The sequence below is a fragment of the Weeksella sp. HMSC059D05 genome (assembly GCF_001809725.1).
GTDB lineage: Bacteria > Bacteroidota > Bacteroidia > Flavobacteriales > Weeksellaceae > Weeksella > Weeksella virosa.
Map to the genome: position 1 here is coordinate 130,769 of NZ_KV798514.1, position 17,740 is coordinate 148,508.

The window sequence follows — 17,740 nt, forward strand, 5'->3', positions numbered from 1 at the left end:
TTTGTGGTGATAGACAATCCTAATATTGTTGGTTATTTATCTGCGGTAAAATCTAGCGAAAGAGAATTTACACAATAGCGTAAACCGGTATCTGTAGGGCCGTCATCAAAAACATGTCCTAAATGTCCACCGCAATTGGCACAGAGAATTTCGGTTCTGATCATGCCATGCGAATGATCGATGCGCTCGACTATATTTTCATCGGCAATGGCTTTGTCAAAACTTGGCCAGCCACAATGAGCATCAAATTTCGAGTCAGACGAAAATAATTCTGTACCACAACCTGCACACAAGTAAGTTCCTTTCTCAAAATGCAAATTGTATTCACCACTAAAAGGTCTTTCTGTAGCGGCTTCTCTCAAAATGGTAAACTGATTGGTAGTCAATTGTTTTCTCCATTCTTGCTCTGTTTTTTTGATAGGGAAATCTTCTTTATTTGTTTTCATTTTTTCATTTTTTTTGTAGACTTCAATTTTTCATCCGAAACGCTTATTATACTCTTCTAGAGCATCTAAAACTTGGGATTCTGTGCAGGTTTGATTATAATTTGCTTTACCTATTTTTTCTATTAAACTAAATTGCAATTGATGTCCTTTGTTCTTCTTGTCGTGTTGTAACCATTGTAAAATAGCAGGATGCAAGCAAAAATCTATGTTTTGTGGCTTACCGTATATCGAAGCAAAACCTGCAAGAATAGTTTCTAAATCTTGCTCGTGTAATATGCCTAGTTGCCAACTAAGAATGCTCTCAAGAATCATACCTATCACGATAGCTTCACCATGTAACAATGGTTTATCAGTTGATAAAAATTCGCTTTCTATTGCATGCCCAAAGGTATGTCCGAAATTAAGGATTTTTCTCAAACCTTTTTCATAAGGATCTTCTTTTACAATTTTTAGTTTTATGTTGATCGAATCTTCTATCAAACCTTTTAGAGTTTTTGCATTATGTTCGGTTAAAGAAATTAATTTTTTCCAATGATCTTCGTCGGCAATCAAACCGTGTTTCAGCATTTCTGCTAAACCAGAATAGAGTTGTCTTTGATCTAAGGTTTTTAAAAATTTAGGCAAGATGATGACCATTTCAGGCTGAGTAAAAGTCCCAATCTGATTTTTAAGCCCTTGAAAATCAATACCGTTTTTTCCTCCTGCCGAAGCGTCAACCATCGCCAAGAGAGTAGTCGGAATATTGATAAACGGAATTCCTCTCTTGTAAGTAGAGGCAGCAAAACCGCCCAAGTCGGTAAGTACTCCACCACCCAAATTGATTAATACCGATTGTCGATCGGCTTTATTTTCACTAAGGAAACTCCAAACCAAATTTGTAGTTTTTAGGGATTTATTTTCTTCACCCGAAGGGATTTCAATGATTTTCAAGTGTAAATCAGGTAAGGTCAGTCGTAATTGTTTCAGGCAATGAATACGAGTATTTTCATCTACCAAAACAAAACAATTTTTAGTTGGGTTCTGAGAAAAATAGTTCTGAATTTTTAATAAAGGTGAACGGAAAATTATGGATGCATTTTTCACAATCAAGTAAGTTTTGTATCTTAAAGAATATACTTATTCAAAGATACCAAATTTTCTCAGCTAATGTACTTTACGATTGGATAGCACAAATCAATTGTATCGGGAACATACTAGGATTTTAATGTAAAATAGTTGATGAATTCTTAATAAAAAACTAATATTATGTGAAAAATTATCATTATATTGTGCTATATATCAGTTATTTTATTCGGTTTTTATTAGCATGAATATCTCTGAAAAGCTGTATTTTTGTCTAAATTTTTTTTATTTTGAAGAAAATAACACTGTTTGACTCAGAAGAATTTGAGCAACTTTTACCACTGACGTTTACCAAACCTATAGGAGAACTGCGTATGGGGATTTTGACGTTTAAAGAACGTTGGGAAAAGCGATCAAACTTACCTGTTGATTATTGTACGCGCGAATATTTACAAGTAAAATACCCTTTTGTGTCAGAGAAAAACACTCTTTGGGTTAACCCTTCTTTTTTTGCTACACAAGACTTGGTAGATGCCGTACTTGTTTTGCAAAATAGAGAAGCGCTTGTATATGGAGAAAAAATAATCGCAGTCAACGGAGAAAACAAAACTGATTACAATAAAACAATTTCTTATCCTAACGAGGTGCTTTATATTGCCCACACTTGGGACTTGTTCCTTAATAATGATTATGCTATTCGGTCTGATTTTGAATTGTTAACATCCGGACGAGTTTCGCAAAAAATTTCTGAAACCAATCGATTTCTTGCACCAGAAAATATTTTTATAGAAGAAGGAGCAAAGGTAGAGTTTTCGATTCTCAATGCAGAGCAAGGGCCGATTTACGTAGGGAGAAAAGCCGAAATCATGGAAGGATGTATGGTCAGAGGAAGTCTAGCACTTTGCGATTACGCAAAACTGAACATGGGTGCAAAAATCTACCCAGGTACGACCGTTGGGCCACATTGCAAAGTTGGTGGTGAAGTAAATAACTCTATACTCATGGCGTACTCGAACAAAGGACATGACGGGTTTTTGGGGAATTCTGTGATCGGTGAATGGTGTAATTTAGGTGCCGACACCAATAACTCTAACCTAAAAAATAATTATGGCACTGTGAAAATCTGGAATTACCAAAAGGAACAATACCTGGATACAGGCCTTCAGTTTTGTGGTTTGATTATGGGAGATCATTCGAAATCAGCTATTAATACACAGTTTAATACGGGGACTACCGTTGGTATATGTTCCAATATTTTCCAATCAGGGTTTCCACCAACTCTAATTTCGTCATTCAGTTGGGGAGGAGCCAAAAATTCGCCAATCTTTGCTTTAGATAAAGCGTATGAGGCGGCAGATAGAATGATGAATAGACGTGAAAAGCAGTTAAGTGATGCGGATAAGATGATTTTGAAGCATTTATTTATGGAATATTTACAATAAATTAATCTTTAATTATTAATATAGTGAAAAATAAGAATTTTGAATACAACTAAATCGAATCGGTTAAAAAAAAATACCGATAAATGGTTAAAAATTCTTAATTTTGTAGCTTGTATAAAACAATAAATTGAAATGACTGGTAAGTATAACAATGTTTTGGAACTAATAGGGAATACCCCGTTGGTTCGACTAAACAGAATTAACCAAAACATTCCTGGTGAGGTCTATGCCAAGCTCGAATGTTATAATCCGGGCCATTCAACAAAAGATAGGATAGCTTTACACATAATAGAAGAAGCAGAGAAAAAAGGTTTATTAAAACCAGGTTCTACCATAGTTGAAACTACATCTGGTAACACAGGATTTAGTGTAGCAATGGTCAGTATTGTAAAAGGATATAAATGTATTTTAGCCGTTTCTGATAAGACGAAAGCAGAAAAAATTGCCTACCTAAAAGCTTTAGGTGCTAAGGTGTTCGTTTGCCCAGCCAATGTGCCAGCAGATGATCCGCGTTCGTATTATGAAGTTGCAAAAAGAATTGCCGCAGAAACCCCTAACTCTTTATATATCAATCAATACTTTAATTTAGGCAATACAGAGGCGCATTACCTCACTACAGGACCCGAAATTTGGGAACAAACAGAAGGTAAAATTACTCATCTGATTGGATGTTGTGGAACAGGTGGTACGTTATCTGGTTCTGCACGTTACATTAAAGAACAAAATCCAGGGGTGAAAATAATAGGGGTAGATGCTTATGGTTCTGTTTTGAAAAAATACCATGAAACGGGAGAGATAGATCCTAACGAAATTTACTCTTATAGAATAGAAGGTATGGGTAAAAACTTGATTCCAGACGCATTGGATTTCTCTACAGTAGACCGTTTTATTAAAGTAACGGATGAAGATGCAGCATATCGCACACGTGAAATTGCTCTGAAAGAAGGAATCATGCCTGGCTATACATCAGGAGCTGCTACACAAGCCTATAAAATTTTGGCAGAAGAAGGTGAGTTTAATGAAAATTCTAAGGTGGTTATTCTATTTCCTGATCATGGATCTCGATATATCACAAAGGTTTATAGCGACGAATGGATGGCGGAGCAAGGATTTACAAATAGCAAACTAAATGGATTAGAATCCCGAGCTACCATCGATTATATTAAGTAATGAAAAATACGTTAAGATAAGGAACAATATAACAGAAGTAGGTGAAAGAAATTTTATCTACTTCTTTCCGTTAAAAATAAAAACAAACTTAAAATGGATATTTTTGAACGATTAAGACAAAACCCTGGTCCTTTAGGACAATTCGCAGACTATGGTGAAGGCTACTATGTTTTCCCGCAACTAAAAGGAGAGATTGGGCCTGTAATGGAGTTTCAGGGAAAAAAAGTGATAACTTGGTCTATCAATAACTACTTAGGTCTTGCTAATCATCCCGAGGTAAGAAAAGTTGACGCAGATGCAGCAGCAGAGTATGGAATGGCTTATCCTATGGGAGCTCGTGCAATGTCAGGACAAACCGATTTCCATGCACAATTAGAAGATGAATTAGCAGAATTTGTGCAAAAAGAGGCAGCATATCTAATGAACTTTGGTTACCAAGGAATGTTGTCGACAATAGATGCTTTGGTATCGAAAAATGACGTAATCGTGTACGATGCAGAATGTCATGCCTGTATTGTAGATGGTGTACGGCTACATTTTGGAAAACGATTTATCTTTCAACACAACAACATAGAAAGTTTCGAGAAAATCATCAAACGTGCTCGTACATTAGCCGATAAACAAGGTGGAGGAGTATTGGTAATTACAGAAGGAGTGTTTGGTATGACAGGAAAACAAGGGATTCTGAAAGAAATTTGTGATTTGAAAGATACCTACAATTTCCGTCTATTAGTCGATGATGCACACGGTTTCGGTACACTTGGTAAAACAGGAGCTGGAGCAGGAGAAGAGCAAGGTTGTCAAGATAAAATTGATATTTACTTCTCTACTTTTGCAAAATCGATGGCAGGATTTGGAGCTTTTATCGCAGGTGACAAAGAAATTATCCGAATCTTGAAATATAACTTACGATCACAAATCTTTGCCAAGTCATTGACTATGCCAATGGTAATAGGAGGGTTGAAAAGATTAGAATTATTACGGTCTAAACCAGAACTGAAAGACAAATTATGGCATAATGTAAACAAAATCCAGAAAGGATTAGTAGAAAGAGGCTTTGATATCGGAGGATCTAATACGTGTGTTACACCAATTGTTTTGAATGGTTCACCAATCGAAGCGACACTTTTGGCAAAAGAAATGCGTGAAGAGTACGGAATTTTTGTTTCGGTAGTGGTTTATCCTGTTATCCCGAAAGGAATGATTATTTTCAGAATAATTCCAACCGCCGCACACGAAGACGAACATATAGAATATACTTTAAACTCGTTTGCAGAAATCAGGGGTAAACTAGAAGGTGGCTATTATAAACGAAAAGCAGAAGAATTGAATATAGATTTCATTCAATACTAAAAAAAAATAAAAAAGTCTTCAATTTTTTGAAGGCTTTTTTTTATATCCAAACTTTTTTAGTCCAAAACCGTAGTAATAGAGCGATAAGAATTTGTATCTTTGATACTACTCTAACAATTAGAAAATATCCCACCATGAAAATTCATAATTTTAGTGCCGGTCCATGCATTTTACCCCAGGTAGTGTTTGATAAAATGGCAGAAGCTTGCATAAACTTCAATCACTCTGGCTCGTCTATATTAGAAATATCTCACCGAAGAAAAGACGCTGTAGAAGTAATCGATACTGCAAGAGCTTTGGTCAAAGAACTGATGCAGGTTCCCGATAGTCACGAGGTTGTTTTTATGCAAGGAGGAGCTTCTTTACAATTCCCTGTGGTAGCCTATAATTTGTTGCGAGAAGGCGGAAAAGCATCTTACCTACAAACAGGCAAATGGGCAGAGAATGCAATTAAAGAAGCTAAAAGATTTGGAGTGATAGAAATTATTGCTTCATCAAAAGATAAAAACTATTCCTATATTCCAAAGAAATATACAGTATTCAATGATGTAGACTATTTTCACTGTACCTCGAACAATACGATTTATGGAACCCAAATGAAAGAGTTCCCTTCGGTAGAAGTGCCGATTGTATGTGATATGTCATCGGATATTTTATCAAGAGAAATAGAGGTAGACCGTTTTGGTTTGATCTATGCAGGTGCACAAAAAAATATGGGGCCAGCTGGCTCTGCTGTGGCTATCGTTCAAAAAGATTTGTTGGGGAAAACAGGACGTAATATTCCAGATTATTTAAATTACGCAACGCACATAGCCAAAGAATCTTCTTTCAATACATGGCCCGTTATTGCGATTTATGGCGTAATGCTAAATTTACAATGGCTAAAAGAACAAGGTGGAGTAGCAGCCATAGCGAAAATAAACACACAGAAAGCCGAAACTATATATGCCGAAATTGATAGAAACTCTATGTTCGAAGGTACGGCTGTAGCAGAAGATCGTTCGCAAATGAATGCTACTTTTGTACTGAAACAAGAGAACTTGAAAACAGATTTCGACGCTTTATTAAAAGAAGCTGGTATTGCATCATTAGCCGGCCATCGAGATGTAGGAGGTTATCGAGCTTCTATGTATAATGCATTACCGCTAGAATCTGTGCAAGTATTGGTAGAAGTAATGAAAAATTTCGAACAAAAGTTTGGATAAATCCAGACAATCACTATATTCTATACCGTAGGAAAGAAGAAAAATAACATCATAAAACGATTTATCTGAAATGAAAATATTAGCCAACGACGGAATTTCTAAATCAGGAAAACTTGCCTTAGAAGATAAAGGTTTCACGGTAGATACCACACATGTAGCACAAGAGCAATTAGCTAATTACTTGAATAAGAATAATATAGAGGTACTTTTGGTACGTTCTGCAACCAAAGTACGACAAGATTTAATCGACGCTACACAACTGAAAATTATCGGCAGAGGTGGAGTTGGATTAGATAATATAGATGTAGATTATGCCAAAAGCAAGGGAATAGAAGTTATCAATACACCAGCCTCATCTTCTATTTCTGTAGCCGAATTTGTCTTTGCTCACCTTTTCGGGATCGTACGCAATCTTCATCAAGCGAACCGAACGATGCCGTTAGAAGGAGACTCTAACTTCAATGGACTAAAGAAAGCATATGGGAAAGCCTATGAATTAAGAGGAAAAACGATAGGAATTATCGGTTTTGGTAGGATAGGAGTTGAGGTTGCAAGAATTGCTATAGGCATGGGAATGAAAGTTGTGATATACGATAAAAAAGAAAAAAACAAAGCAGTAAAACTTCAGTTTTTTGATGGACAATCCCACACTTTTAATCTTGAAACTTCCTCAATGGATCAATTGCTTTCTACAGCAGACTTTATCAGCATTCATGTTCCATCTCAAAAAGGATATGTAATCGGGAGAAAAGAAATTGAAAAAATGAAAGAAGGAGTCGTTATTATCAACACAGCCCGTGGCGGAGTTTTAGACGAACGCGCTTTGGTCGATGCCATAGAAACAGGTAAAGTATTGGGGGCTGCTTTGGATGTTTTCGAGAATGAGCCACTACCAGAAATGGGGTTGTTGATGAACGAGAGTTTATCGCTTAGTCCACACATTGCAGGCTCTACTATAGAGGCACAAGACCGTATCGGAGCCGAATTAGCAGAACAAATTATCCAAATATATAATTTATCTCATGCCTAAGTTTTTACCTTTTCAGGGTTTGCGTCCGAATCAAGAAACCGCTCAAGACTTTGTAACGCTCAATGTAGATCATTACTCGCGAGAAGAAATAGAGCATTATGTCAAAACAAGACCACACTCTTTTCTGCATATCATTCAACCAACATGGGACGGAAGCTTAGATTTTGAAACGCGTTATAAAAATGTTCGAGAGAATCTAGAAAAAGATATACAAGGTAAAATCATTTCACAAGATCGCTCTTCTATTTATATTTATCAGCTCAGTAAACCAAATGGGTTGCAAACGCATGGAATTATGGGATTGGTAAGTATACAAGATTATCGTGACAATAAAATAAAAAAACACGAAGAAGTTTTGCAAGATAGGGTCGATATGTTTACAAATTATCTCATCAACACTCATTTCCATGCCGAACCTGTTTTGTTAACTTATAAACCCAATCAACGAATTGACTTGTTAATCGGCAATGAGCTAAAAAAACAACCAACGTTAAGAGTAAAAGAAGAAAACGGAAACGAACATTTGTTGTGGCGCATAGATAATCGCTTGGTTTTAGGACAAATCAAAGAATCGATTTCTAGATTAGAAAGTTTATACATTGCAGATGGACATCACCGTATGGCAAGCTCAGAAAAATACACAACCCATCAAGAACAACACACAGAAGAAATATACGGTACAGAAACTTTTCATTATACTTTAGCCATGTTAGTTTCTAATGATGATTTGATAATACATGATTATAATCGTTTGATTACCAATCTTAATGGGTTAACTGCTCAAGAATTTATAGATGCTTTGAGTACAAGTTATGATGTGGTTGCAAAAGGCAATGAAATGTCCATGCCTACCAAAAAACATCACATCGTCCTCTATATCGATGGGGAGTATTACAATCTATATGTAAAAGATGATATTGTAGATACAGAAGGTCTAAAAGAATTGGATACCTATATTTTCGAACAAACAATTTTACGGCCGATTTTGGGGATTACCGATTATAGAAATGATCAACGCATTCGTTACCTGAAAGGCAGTAGCGATAGTAGAAGTTTAGAAGAAATAAAAAATAATGTAGATCAAGGCAAGGCTGTAGCTGGATTTGCATTTTATCCAATTAATGTAAACGACTTGCAACTGATTGCTGATCTTGGTCTTACTATGCCACCAAAAAGTACCTATATAGAGCCAAAACCTTTAAGTGGTTTTGCGATTTTTGATTTAAAAGAAGAAGAATGACAATAGCAAAAAACCTACAAACAATTAAGAAAACTTTACCCGAAAATGTAACCCTGGTGGCTGTTTCTAAAACTCATTCTATTGAAGAAATTTTAGAAGCTTATTCTGCAGGACAACGAGTTTTTGGAGAAAATAAAGTACAAGAACTTACCCAAAAACAAGAACTTCTACCCAAAGATATCGAATGGCATATGATTGGTCACCTACAACGCAACAAAGTGAAATATTTGGCACCTTTTGTTTCATTAATCCATGGAGTAGATAGTTTGAGACTTTTGGTAGAAATCAATAAACAAGCTCAAAAAAATAACCGTATCATCAAGGTTTTATTACAAAAATATATAGCTGAAGAAGAAAGTAAATTTGGGATGGATGCAGAAGAAATCGAGGAAATTCTTAGTAATCATGCACAAGAGTTGAGCAATGTAGAAATTGTTGGCTTGATGGGGATGGCAAGCTTTACTGACCAATACGAAATTGTTCGTGAAGAATTTCGTACCCTAAAGAAAACCTTTGATCGTTTGTCGAAAAACTATCCAAAACTCACCATTTTATCAATGGGAATGAGTGGTGATTATCCTATTGCAATAGAAGAGGGAAGTACCATGGTGCGAATAGGAAGTGCGATTTTCGGGTAACGAAATTATGGCTAATTTCCCAATGTATAGCTGATTTATAGATACAAAAAGCCTTGCAAGTGCAAGGCTTTTTGTATAATCTATACGATTGATTGTTATAATTTGATTGTTATAATGCTTTGAAACGAATCAACACTAAATTATCTTTGAATAAAGAAAGATTTTTCCCATTGATTTCGTATCGGTTAACTTCTCTCAACATATCAAGATACGCTTTTTCTTGGTTCATTTGTGGACAGTAAACTTTGGTAGAGCCTATCTCAGAAAAACGAATTGTCGTTGAGTTCAAAGTAGCTTTACCTTGGTAAGAATTACAGCCTGCAAAACCATTCACCGTCAGACCATCTTCGTACCGAAAGTTTAACACGACATCTTGTTGGTCGAGTCCTTTTACATTTCCGGTATTGTCTTGTAGAACCCATTTATTGGTTTCCAAGATTTGTTTTATTTTCGAGAAATCTGTCACAGGAGCTGCTGTCTGACAAGAATTCATAAAAAATCCAATCATCAAAACAAGGGTTAGTCTAATTTTTTGCATACTATAATTTTTTTATCGTAAACTCGCACCAAAACTCTTTTCGTACAAGTGGATTAATTTTTTCATTACCCTATCAACTTCATCGTCGCTTAGGGTTTTCTGATTGTCTCTGAAAAAGAAACTCAGTGCATACGATTTTTTACCAACCGGTAATTTATCTCCTTCGTATACATCGAAAAGATGAACGTCTTTTAAAAGCTCATTTTTAAGACCAAAAGCTGCATTGTACAACTCTTGGTACGTTGTTGTCTGCGGCAATAATAGAGCCAAATCTCGTCGAGAGCCTGGGAATTTCGGAATTTCTTTATATTTAAGCGGTTGTTGGTTCACCATCGACAGAAGAACATCCCAATCTAGTTGTGCATAGTAAACTGCTTGGTTGAGGTCGATTTTCTTCAATAACTTTTGGTTAACAATTCCAGCATACCCCAGAACTTTTCCGTTAGTAATGAGTCGGATACCTTCTTGTAAGTTTGCATCTTCTGTTGGTGACTCCGAATCTATTCGTAATCCTAAGCGTTCGAATAGCTGGTTTATCACTCCTTTTAAATCATAGAAACTTGCTTTGCGCTGATTCTTGGTCCAATTTTCTCCACCAATATCTCCGCTGACAACCAAAGACAATTGTTTACTTTCTTGATAAGTATTATTTAGTTTAGTGTAAATTTTTCCGAATTCATAAAGCTTGATGTTTTTATTCTTTCGATTGACATTGAAAATTACATTTTCGAGTAATCCCGTAATTAAGCTTCTTCTCATCACTGCTAGATCGGCACTTAGAGGGTTTAGCATTTCTACAAATTCACCATCTGGGAAATGGAATAATTCTTCGTACTCTTTTTTTATCAACGAGTTGTTCATCGCCTCATGAAAGCCAAAAGCATTGAGTTCTCGTGCAACAAAATCTTCAACTTTTTCTGGATTTGTTTTGTTGGATGGTATAATCGAAAAACTTACTTTTTCTGGTTCTGTGATATTATCATACCCATATAAACGTAAAATTTCTTCAATTAAATCCACTTCACGATGTACATCTACACGATATGCCGGAATCAAAACTTCTACTTCTTCGTCGTTTTCTTTTATCGTTTTGATTTCTAAATAGGTGAATATTTCCTTAATTTTCTCTTTCGGAATTTCCATCCCAAGCAACTGATTTATTTTCTTATACCGTAAAGTAATCGGAAAATCTTCTATAACTTTAGGATAAAAATCATCTATATCCGAGGCGATTTCAGCATTGGCATATTCTACTAATAAAAGTACGGCTTTTTTTAGTGCATCTATCGTTAGGGTAGGATCTATTCCGCGCTCGAAACGGAAAGATGCATCTGTATTTAGAGCGTGAGCTTTAGCACCTTTACGAATAGTTACTGGATCGAAATAGGCACTCTCTACAAATAAGGACGTAGTTTCGTTGGTTACACCAGAGTTTTTACCACCAAAAACTCCAGCGATACACATAGGTTTTTCAGTATCAGAAATCATCAACTCGTGTCCTTTTAATGTGCGCTCGATTCCATCAAGGGTTGTGAATTTTGTATCTTTATTGGCAATTTCTACAACCACCTCTTGTCCCGAAATTTTGTCTGCATCAAAGGTATGTAGTGGTTGGCCAAGGTCATGCATCACGAAATTGGCAATATCTACAACATTGTTTACAGGTGTAAGTCCGATTGTGCGTAGTGCAGTTTGCAACCATTCTGGTGAGGGCTGAACATGTATATTTTTAAGGTAAACGCTTGCATACCTAGGGGCTGCTTCTGTATTTTTTATGTTGCTTTTTATCGGGTTTTTACCAAAATTTTCGGTAGGATATTGAGATAAGTCGTACGGCGTGAATTCTGCTTCGTAACCGCGAACTTTTAGGGCAGCAAATAAATCACGTGCTACACCGTAATGCGACATTGCATCTGCACGGTTTGGCGTGAGTCCGATCTCTATTAAATAATCTTCATCGATCGAAATGTATTCTAGAATGGATTTCCCGATTTGGTAGTTTTTGGGTAATACGAGAATTCCGCTATTGTCTTCACCTATTCCTAATTCTACCTCAGAGCAAATCATCCCATTGGATTCTTCACCTCTGATTTTTGTTTTTTTTATGGTGAAGCTTTCACCTTCTTTCGTGGGGAGTTGAGTCCCTTCGGTAGCAACTGCAACTTTCTGTCCGATAGCTACATTGGGTGCGCCGCATACAATTTGTACAGGTTCCCCATTCCCGAAATTTATTTGAGTAACTTTTAGTTTATCGGCATTGTTGTGTTTTTCTACACTGACTACTTCGCCTATAATAACTTTATCTAAATAATCTTTATTTCCACCAATTTTTTCCACGCCTTCTACTTCTAGGCCGATATTGGTGAGAATGGCAGAAAGTTCATCGACACTGATTGGGGTGTTGATGTATTTTCTTAGCCAATTGTATGAAATGTTCATGGGTTATTTTATCATTCGTTCATTAAGCGTTCAACATTACAGGCATCACCAGCATTAGGATTTCTTCACCTTCTTCTAATCCGTCGACAGGTTTAATGATTCCTGCACGGTTTGGTTCGGACATTTCTAATGTGATGTCGTCTGATTGTAAATTGTTGAGCATTTCGATTAAAAACTTCGAGTTGAAGCCAATTTGCAAATCAGTCCCGTTGTATTCGCATGGTAAACGTTCTTCTGCTTTGTTTGCAAAATCTACGTCTTCTGCAGAAATCGTCAAAGAGTTACCGATGAGTTTGAGGCGAATCTGATTGGTTGTTTTGTTTGAGAAAATAGCAACACGTTTTAGCGAACTCAAGAAAAGATTTCGATTGATAGTTAGAACGTTTGGGTTTTCTTTTGGGATAACTGCGTCGTAGTTCGGATATTTTCCATCGATCAAACGACATGTTAGTACAATGTTCTGGAATGTAAAACGAGTGTTGGTTTGGTTGTATTCGATGGTTACTTCGTCATTGTTACCTCCTAATATATTTTTTAGCAGGTTCAATGGTTTTTTAGGCATAATATATTCAGCTGCTTCAACAGATTGTAATCCAGTACGAGAATATTTTACCAAGCGATGTGCATCGGTGGCCACAAAATTAAAAACATCTGGCTGTGCTTGGAATAAAACTCCGGTCATTATCGGGCGAAGCTCATCATTTCCAGTTGCAAAAATTGTTTTTAAAATAGCTTCTGAAATTACACTTGCAGGTAATTTGGTAAGATGGGCTTCTTCTACATCGGGGGTCTGAGGGTATTCTGATGCATCTTCATAAGCCAATTGGTAGTTCCCTTGTTCGGATACGATTTCTAGTGTATTGCCATCTTTTTGTATGAATGTTAAAGGCTGTGCAGGAAATGTTTTTAGGGTATCGGTTAAAATTTTAGACGGTACTGCAATCTTACCTTCATCTTCAGATTCTACTTCGAATGTGGTTGAAATTGTTGTTTCTAAATCCGATCCTGTGATGGTTAATTCGTTTCCCTTCAACTCGAAAAGAAAGTTGTCTAAAATCGGTAAGGTATTGTTATTGTTGATAACACCACCAATCGTATTAACATTCTTTAAGAGTGTATTACTTGATACAATAAATTTCATAGCGTGAATTTTCCTTAAAAATATCTAACAAAAATAAGAATTAACAACTAATATATAACTACTTATACAAAAAAATATAGTCTATTTGTTAACACTTAAGAAATAAAAAATTATATTAAGAGTGCGATACTTCTTAATGGGCTGAAAATGAATTGACAAAACCTTTTCAGTAAAGTTTTTCTAGTTTTGGTATTATCTTTGGTTCAACTTACATTTATAGAAAAATAATGAGTTTATGGAGATAAGAATAGAATTACAAGAGAACGATCAACAAAAAGAATTTTTTTTGTACGACGGTGATAAGAAAATAGGGGAGCTCACCTTTTCGGTGAAAGATGGCTACATGATCATCAATCACACAGGGGTAAATGTAGAATATCGAGGACAGGGGTTGGCAGAAAAATTAGTCCTCAAAGGAATAGATTATGCCAAAGAAAACAATCTAAAAATCAGACCATACTGCTCGTATGTTAGCAATTATATGATGAAACACCCCGAATACCAAGATATTTTATAATCGCATGGATATAGAAAAAATATTTGCTCATAACCAAGAATGGATCAAAGAGCATATCGATAGTAATCCTAATTTTTTTGATGAGTTAAGCGCTGGTCAAAACCCCGAGTTTCTCTATATCGGTTGCTCGGATAGTCGTGTAACTGCAGAAGAGCTATTGGGAGCAAAACCCGGAGAGGTCTTTGTACATCGAAACATAGCCAATATGGTTATCGGTTTAGACCTCAACACAACTTCAGTACTTGCCTATGCTGTAGAACATTTGCAAGTGAAACATATTGTTGTATGCGGACATTATAATTGTGGCGGCATAAAATCTGCTATGATACCAAAAGATTTAGGGATTATGAATCCTTGGTTGCGCAACATACGAGATGTCTATCGTTTACATGCTGATGAGCTCAACTCGATCGAAAATGAAGCGATGCGCTACAATCGATTAGTAGAACTTAATGTACAAGAACAATGCATCAACGTCGTGAAAAATCCTTTTGTACAACGCGCTATGGCCAATGGTCTTCGCGTGCATGGTTGGGTTTTTGATTTGTTTACCGGAAAATTAATAGATTTGGCGCTTGATTTTGATAAAATCCTAGAAAATATTAAAGAAATTTACGATATTAAACCAAATGCATGACACCAACTTTTTAACATCCTACTAGCTCATGAAAAATTTTTTTCAGCAACTTTGGAAGCGTAAATGGGCGAAAAGACTAAGTATCGCAGGAATAAGTATTGTTGCGGTACTTTTTATTCTAAGCCAACTCATTACCTATCTTATCAATAGCAAATTACCCGAAATTATCGAAGAGAAAAACGATACGCCTTATCACCTAACTTATGAAAATTTACGCTTTTCTTTGTTGAGGTCTTCACTTTCCTTGCGCGATGTTTCTGTTTCACCAAAAGATTCTACTCAAATAAAAGATTCTATCCAGGCGACCGGAAAAGTAGCGAAAATAGATGTAGTCGGTATTAACTTCATCAAGCTTCTTGCACAGAAAGAAGTCTCAGCTTATTCGATCAATATACACGAACCAATTGTCAATTACTACCTGCCCGATCGCAACAAAGAACCAAAAGATACCACCGAAGCGCAGGTCGGGAAAAGCCTGAAAATCTCTAAAATCAACGTGAGAAAAGGAGAGTTTAATTTGTTTTCGACTGATGGGAAACTACATTTGGCTCAAGTGCAGGGAATTGACATTGGTTTTCAGGGTGTGAAGTTCAGCGAACGAACAGTGGACAAAAAAATACCTTTTCGTTTTTCAGACTTTCAAATCAAAGTCAATGATCTATTTTTTATAGTTAAAAATAATCAGATAATCCGCTCTAAGAAGGTGAAATTAAACCCTCGTGAATTCGAGTTGAATGAATTTACAATGAAACCGTTGAGGATGAAAGGTAACAAGTTTTATCCAAACCATTCAAACAACGATTTACTCGACTTAGAATCTCCACTTTTGCAGTTAACTAAGATGGATTGGGGTTTTACGAATGAAGATAAACTGTATTTTAAGACTGATTTAATAAAATTTACACAGCCTAAAATCACAATTTTAATGGCCGATGAAAAACCCAAAAAAGACAATACAAAAAATATCGAAAATGTAAAAAGGCAAGCAAATGAAACCGAACTAATCACCATCCATCAACTACAGATAGAAAGAGGAAAAATACAATCGCTTTTATCCAATGCAGAAACAGTAAAATATTCGATAAGCAATGTAGATCTTAGTATAGAGGGAATAAAAATGAATGAATTGACCAGGACAAACCAAATTCCGATCGATTATAATACCTTCAAAATAAAACTCGATTCTATGTATTATCGATTGAATGAAATGCATACGATTCGCGCGTCTGATTTAGATTTGACGAATAGAAATCTGGTGCTCAAGAATTTTAAGATGAAACCCTTGATTTCTAAAAATCAGTTCAATAAAAACCAAACTCTAGCCAATACCTTGCTCGATATAGAAGCGCCAATTCTTAGGTTGAATAACAATCGTTGGGGATTTCTGCAAGATCAATTTTTTTTCAAAACACAGTCAATCAAACTCGATGAGGTAAAAGTGCGGATCATTGATCAGAAAAATCAGCAAGCAATAGCACGAAAATTGGATGAAACAACTCAAAAATTTTTAATCAACTTCAATCTTCAAGTAGACACGATTGCAGTCGATCATTCTCGTTTTACATCAGAAGGAAAGTTTGATTTTGATCGAGTGAATTTGAGGGTCTTCGGATTGAAGAATGATTACGGAAAACAATTGGGTGTTGACCATGTAATTTTCAATAAACCTGTTTTCACCATTTTCGGGCAACCAAGAAGAGTTGCACAAAGACAAGGGCAAACCAATCAACAATTCAACGATTACATTAGGGTGAAAAAACTCTCGTTGCTCAACGGAGAATTGTCGTTGATACCATATAGAAAGAAAGAACCTAATCTGAAGTTAAAGGATATTTGGTTGCGTTTTGATGATATAGAAATAGACCCAAAAACCATAAAAGATCCTATCCCGTTCGCTTATAAAAATGTTTTGCTACGCTCTTCGAGCTTAAATTATGATGTAAATTCCATTTATTATATGACAACCGGGAATATAGAGTTTAATAACGGTAATTTGTTAATGAATAAACTGTCTCTGAAACCGAAATTGTCCCGTAAAAACTTCAATGCCCAACTGAAAGTACAATCCGACTTGTATACGGTGAGCGTGGAAAAAATTAGTGGGAATGGTATAAAATGGGGAATCAGTCAACAGAATGATTTCTTTCTCACAAGCACATACATGAAGCTCGATCGCATGCATGCCAATATTTATAGAAGTTTGGTTCCGCCTGATGATTTGCGTAAAAAAACAATGTTCTCGCAAAAACTTCGAGAGATGAAATTCGGTTTAGGAATAAAAAAGCTACAAATAGCAAATTCTGTTTTGGAGTATGAAGAAGAAACTGCTAAAAGTATAGGGACAGGTAAGTTGACATTTTCTAATATCCAAACTACTATCAATAACGTGAATTCTGGCTATAAAAAAAGATCATTACCCGACGTTGTTGTCAATTGGCAATCGCAGTTTATGAATGGGGATTTGAAAGCGAAATGGACTTTCAATCCGATGGATCGTTCAGAAAAATTCAATATTCAAGGCACGATAAGCCAATTGCCTGCAAAAAAATTAGACCCGTTTTTAGTGCCTTATCTCAAAGCTTCGGCCGAAGGAAAATTCAATAAAATAACCTTTAATTTTGATGGAAATGATAAAGTTGCCAACGGAGATTTTGGTGTTTATTATCAGAACCTAAAAGTTAGTTTACTGAGAGATGATGGATCTAAAAGAAAATTTTTGTCCGCTATCGGAAATATAGCAGTGAAAAAAGATTCGCGCGGAGAAATGAAAAATAAAAAAGTAGAAAACATCGAACGAAAACAAGACAAATCCTTTTTTAATTTCTTCCTCGCATGTATCTTAGACGGTCTAAAGCAAACTTTGCTTATCGTATAAAATAAGA

General features: G+C 35.8%; 15 protein-coding genes. 10 read left to right on the forward strand and 5 right to left on the reverse strand.

What is annotated here, in order from left to right:
* Positions 1-32: 32 nt before the first annotated feature.
* Positions 33-446 (reverse strand): peptide-methionine (R)-S-oxide reductase MsrB, encoded by a 414-nt coding sequence (gene msrB, locus HMPREF2660_RS00605; RefSeq protein WP_013597533.1) that lies wholly within the window; start codon positions 444-446, stop codon positions 33-35.
* A 30-nt stretch (positions 447-476) separates the two neighbouring features.
* Positions 477-1,529: a 3-dehydroquinate synthase gene (gene aroB, locus HMPREF2660_RS00610; protein ID WP_013597532.1), complete on the reverse strand. Its 1,053-nt coding sequence runs from the start codon at positions 1,527-1,529 to the stop codon at positions 477-479.
* 269 nt (positions 1,530-1,798) lie between these two features.
* Here aroB and HMPREF2660_RS00615 point away from each other — a divergent pair, with 269 nt between their 5' ends.
* The 7 genes from HMPREF2660_RS00615 (at position 1,799) to HMPREF2660_RS00645 (ending at position 9,586) form a co-directional block, all read left to right on the forward strand.
* Positions 1,799-2,950 carry a putative sugar nucleotidyl transferase gene (locus tag HMPREF2660_RS00615; RefSeq protein ID WP_013597531.1) on the forward strand — a complete coding sequence of 384 codons (1,152 nt, stop codon included), beginning with the start codon at positions 1,799-1,801 and terminating at the stop codon, positions 2,948-2,950.
* A gap of 132 nt (positions 2,951-3,082) precedes the next feature.
* Positions 3,083-4,120 (forward strand): PLP-dependent cysteine synthase family protein, encoded by a 1,038-nt coding sequence (locus HMPREF2660_RS00620; protein ID WP_070485188.1) that lies wholly within the window; start codon positions 3,083-3,085, stop codon positions 4,118-4,120.
* Between the two features lie 93 nt (positions 4,121-4,213).
* Entirely contained in the window at positions 4,214-5,473 is a 1,260-nt protein-coding gene (locus tag HMPREF2660_RS00625) for an aminotransferase class I/II-fold pyridoxal phosphate-dependent enzyme (RefSeq protein ID WP_013597529.1), read from the forward strand.
* 134 nt (positions 5,474-5,607) lie between these two features.
* Entirely contained in the window at positions 5,608-6,678 is a 1,071-nt protein-coding gene (serC, locus tag HMPREF2660_RS00630; RefSeq protein WP_070485190.1) for a 3-phosphoserine/phosphohydroxythreonine transaminase, read from the forward strand.
* 70 nt (positions 6,679-6,748) lie between these two features.
* A complete protein-coding gene (locus HMPREF2660_RS00635; RefSeq protein ID WP_013597527.1) occupies positions 6,749-7,708 on the forward strand; it encodes a D-2-hydroxyacid dehydrogenase in 960 nt (319 codons plus the stop codon).
* The gene (locus tag HMPREF2660_RS00640; RefSeq protein WP_070485192.1) at positions 7,701-8,948 is read left to right on the forward strand and encodes a DUF1015 domain-containing protein; all 1,248 of its coding nucleotides are present in this window, start codon (positions 7,701-7,703) and stop codon (positions 8,946-8,948) included. The genes HMPREF2660_RS00635 and HMPREF2660_RS00640 overlap by 8 nt, the downstream gene beginning before the upstream one ends.
* Entirely contained in the window at positions 8,945-9,586 is a 642-nt protein-coding gene (locus tag HMPREF2660_RS00645; protein WP_013597525.1) for a YggS family pyridoxal phosphate-dependent enzyme, read from the forward strand. The genes HMPREF2660_RS00640 and HMPREF2660_RS00645 overlap by 4 nt, the downstream gene beginning before the upstream one ends.
* Positions 9,587-9,695: 109 nt before the next feature.
* Here the strand turns inward: HMPREF2660_RS00645 and HMPREF2660_RS00650 are convergent, their stop codons facing one another.
* The 3 genes from HMPREF2660_RS00650 to dnaN are packed head-to-tail and all read right to left on the reverse strand — an operon-like array spanning position 9,696 to position 13,704.
* A complete protein-coding gene (locus HMPREF2660_RS00650) occupies positions 9,696-10,124 on the reverse strand; it encodes an META domain-containing protein (RefSeq protein ID WP_013597524.1) in 429 nt (142 codons plus the stop codon).
* A 12-nt stretch (positions 10,125-10,136) separates the two neighbouring features.
* Positions 10,137-12,563: a phenylalanine--tRNA ligase subunit beta gene (pheT, locus tag HMPREF2660_RS00655; protein ID WP_070485194.1), complete on the reverse strand. Its 2,427-nt coding sequence runs from the start codon at positions 12,561-12,563 to the stop codon at positions 10,137-10,139.
* A gap of 22 nt (positions 12,564-12,585) precedes the next feature.
* A complete protein-coding gene (gene dnaN, locus HMPREF2660_RS00660; RefSeq protein ID WP_013597522.1) occupies positions 12,586-13,704 on the reverse strand; it encodes a DNA polymerase III subunit beta in 1,119 nt (372 codons plus the stop codon).
* A 235-nt stretch (positions 13,705-13,939) separates the two neighbouring features.
* Between dnaN and HMPREF2660_RS00665 the strand changes: the two genes are divergently transcribed.
* Genes HMPREF2660_RS00665 through HMPREF2660_RS00675 form a run of 3 tightly spaced genes read left to right on the forward strand, consistent with a single transcriptional unit; the run spans position 13,940 to position 17,733 of the window.
* Positions 13,940-14,221, forward strand: a complete 282-nt coding sequence (locus HMPREF2660_RS00665) for a GNAT family N-acetyltransferase (protein WP_013597521.1) — start codon at positions 13,940-13,942, stop codon at positions 14,219-14,221.
* 4 nt (positions 14,222-14,225) lie between these two features.
* Positions 14,226-14,858: a carbonic anhydrase gene (locus HMPREF2660_RS00670; RefSeq protein WP_070485196.1), complete on the forward strand. Its 633-nt coding sequence runs from the start codon at positions 14,226-14,228 to the stop codon at positions 14,856-14,858.
* 28 nt (positions 14,859-14,886) lie between these two features.
* On the forward strand, positions 14,887-17,733 hold the full coding sequence (locus HMPREF2660_RS00675; RefSeq protein WP_070485198.1) for a hypothetical protein: 2,847 nt from the start codon (positions 14,887-14,889) through the stop codon (positions 17,731-17,733).
* Positions 17,734-17,740: the final 7 nt, after the last annotated feature.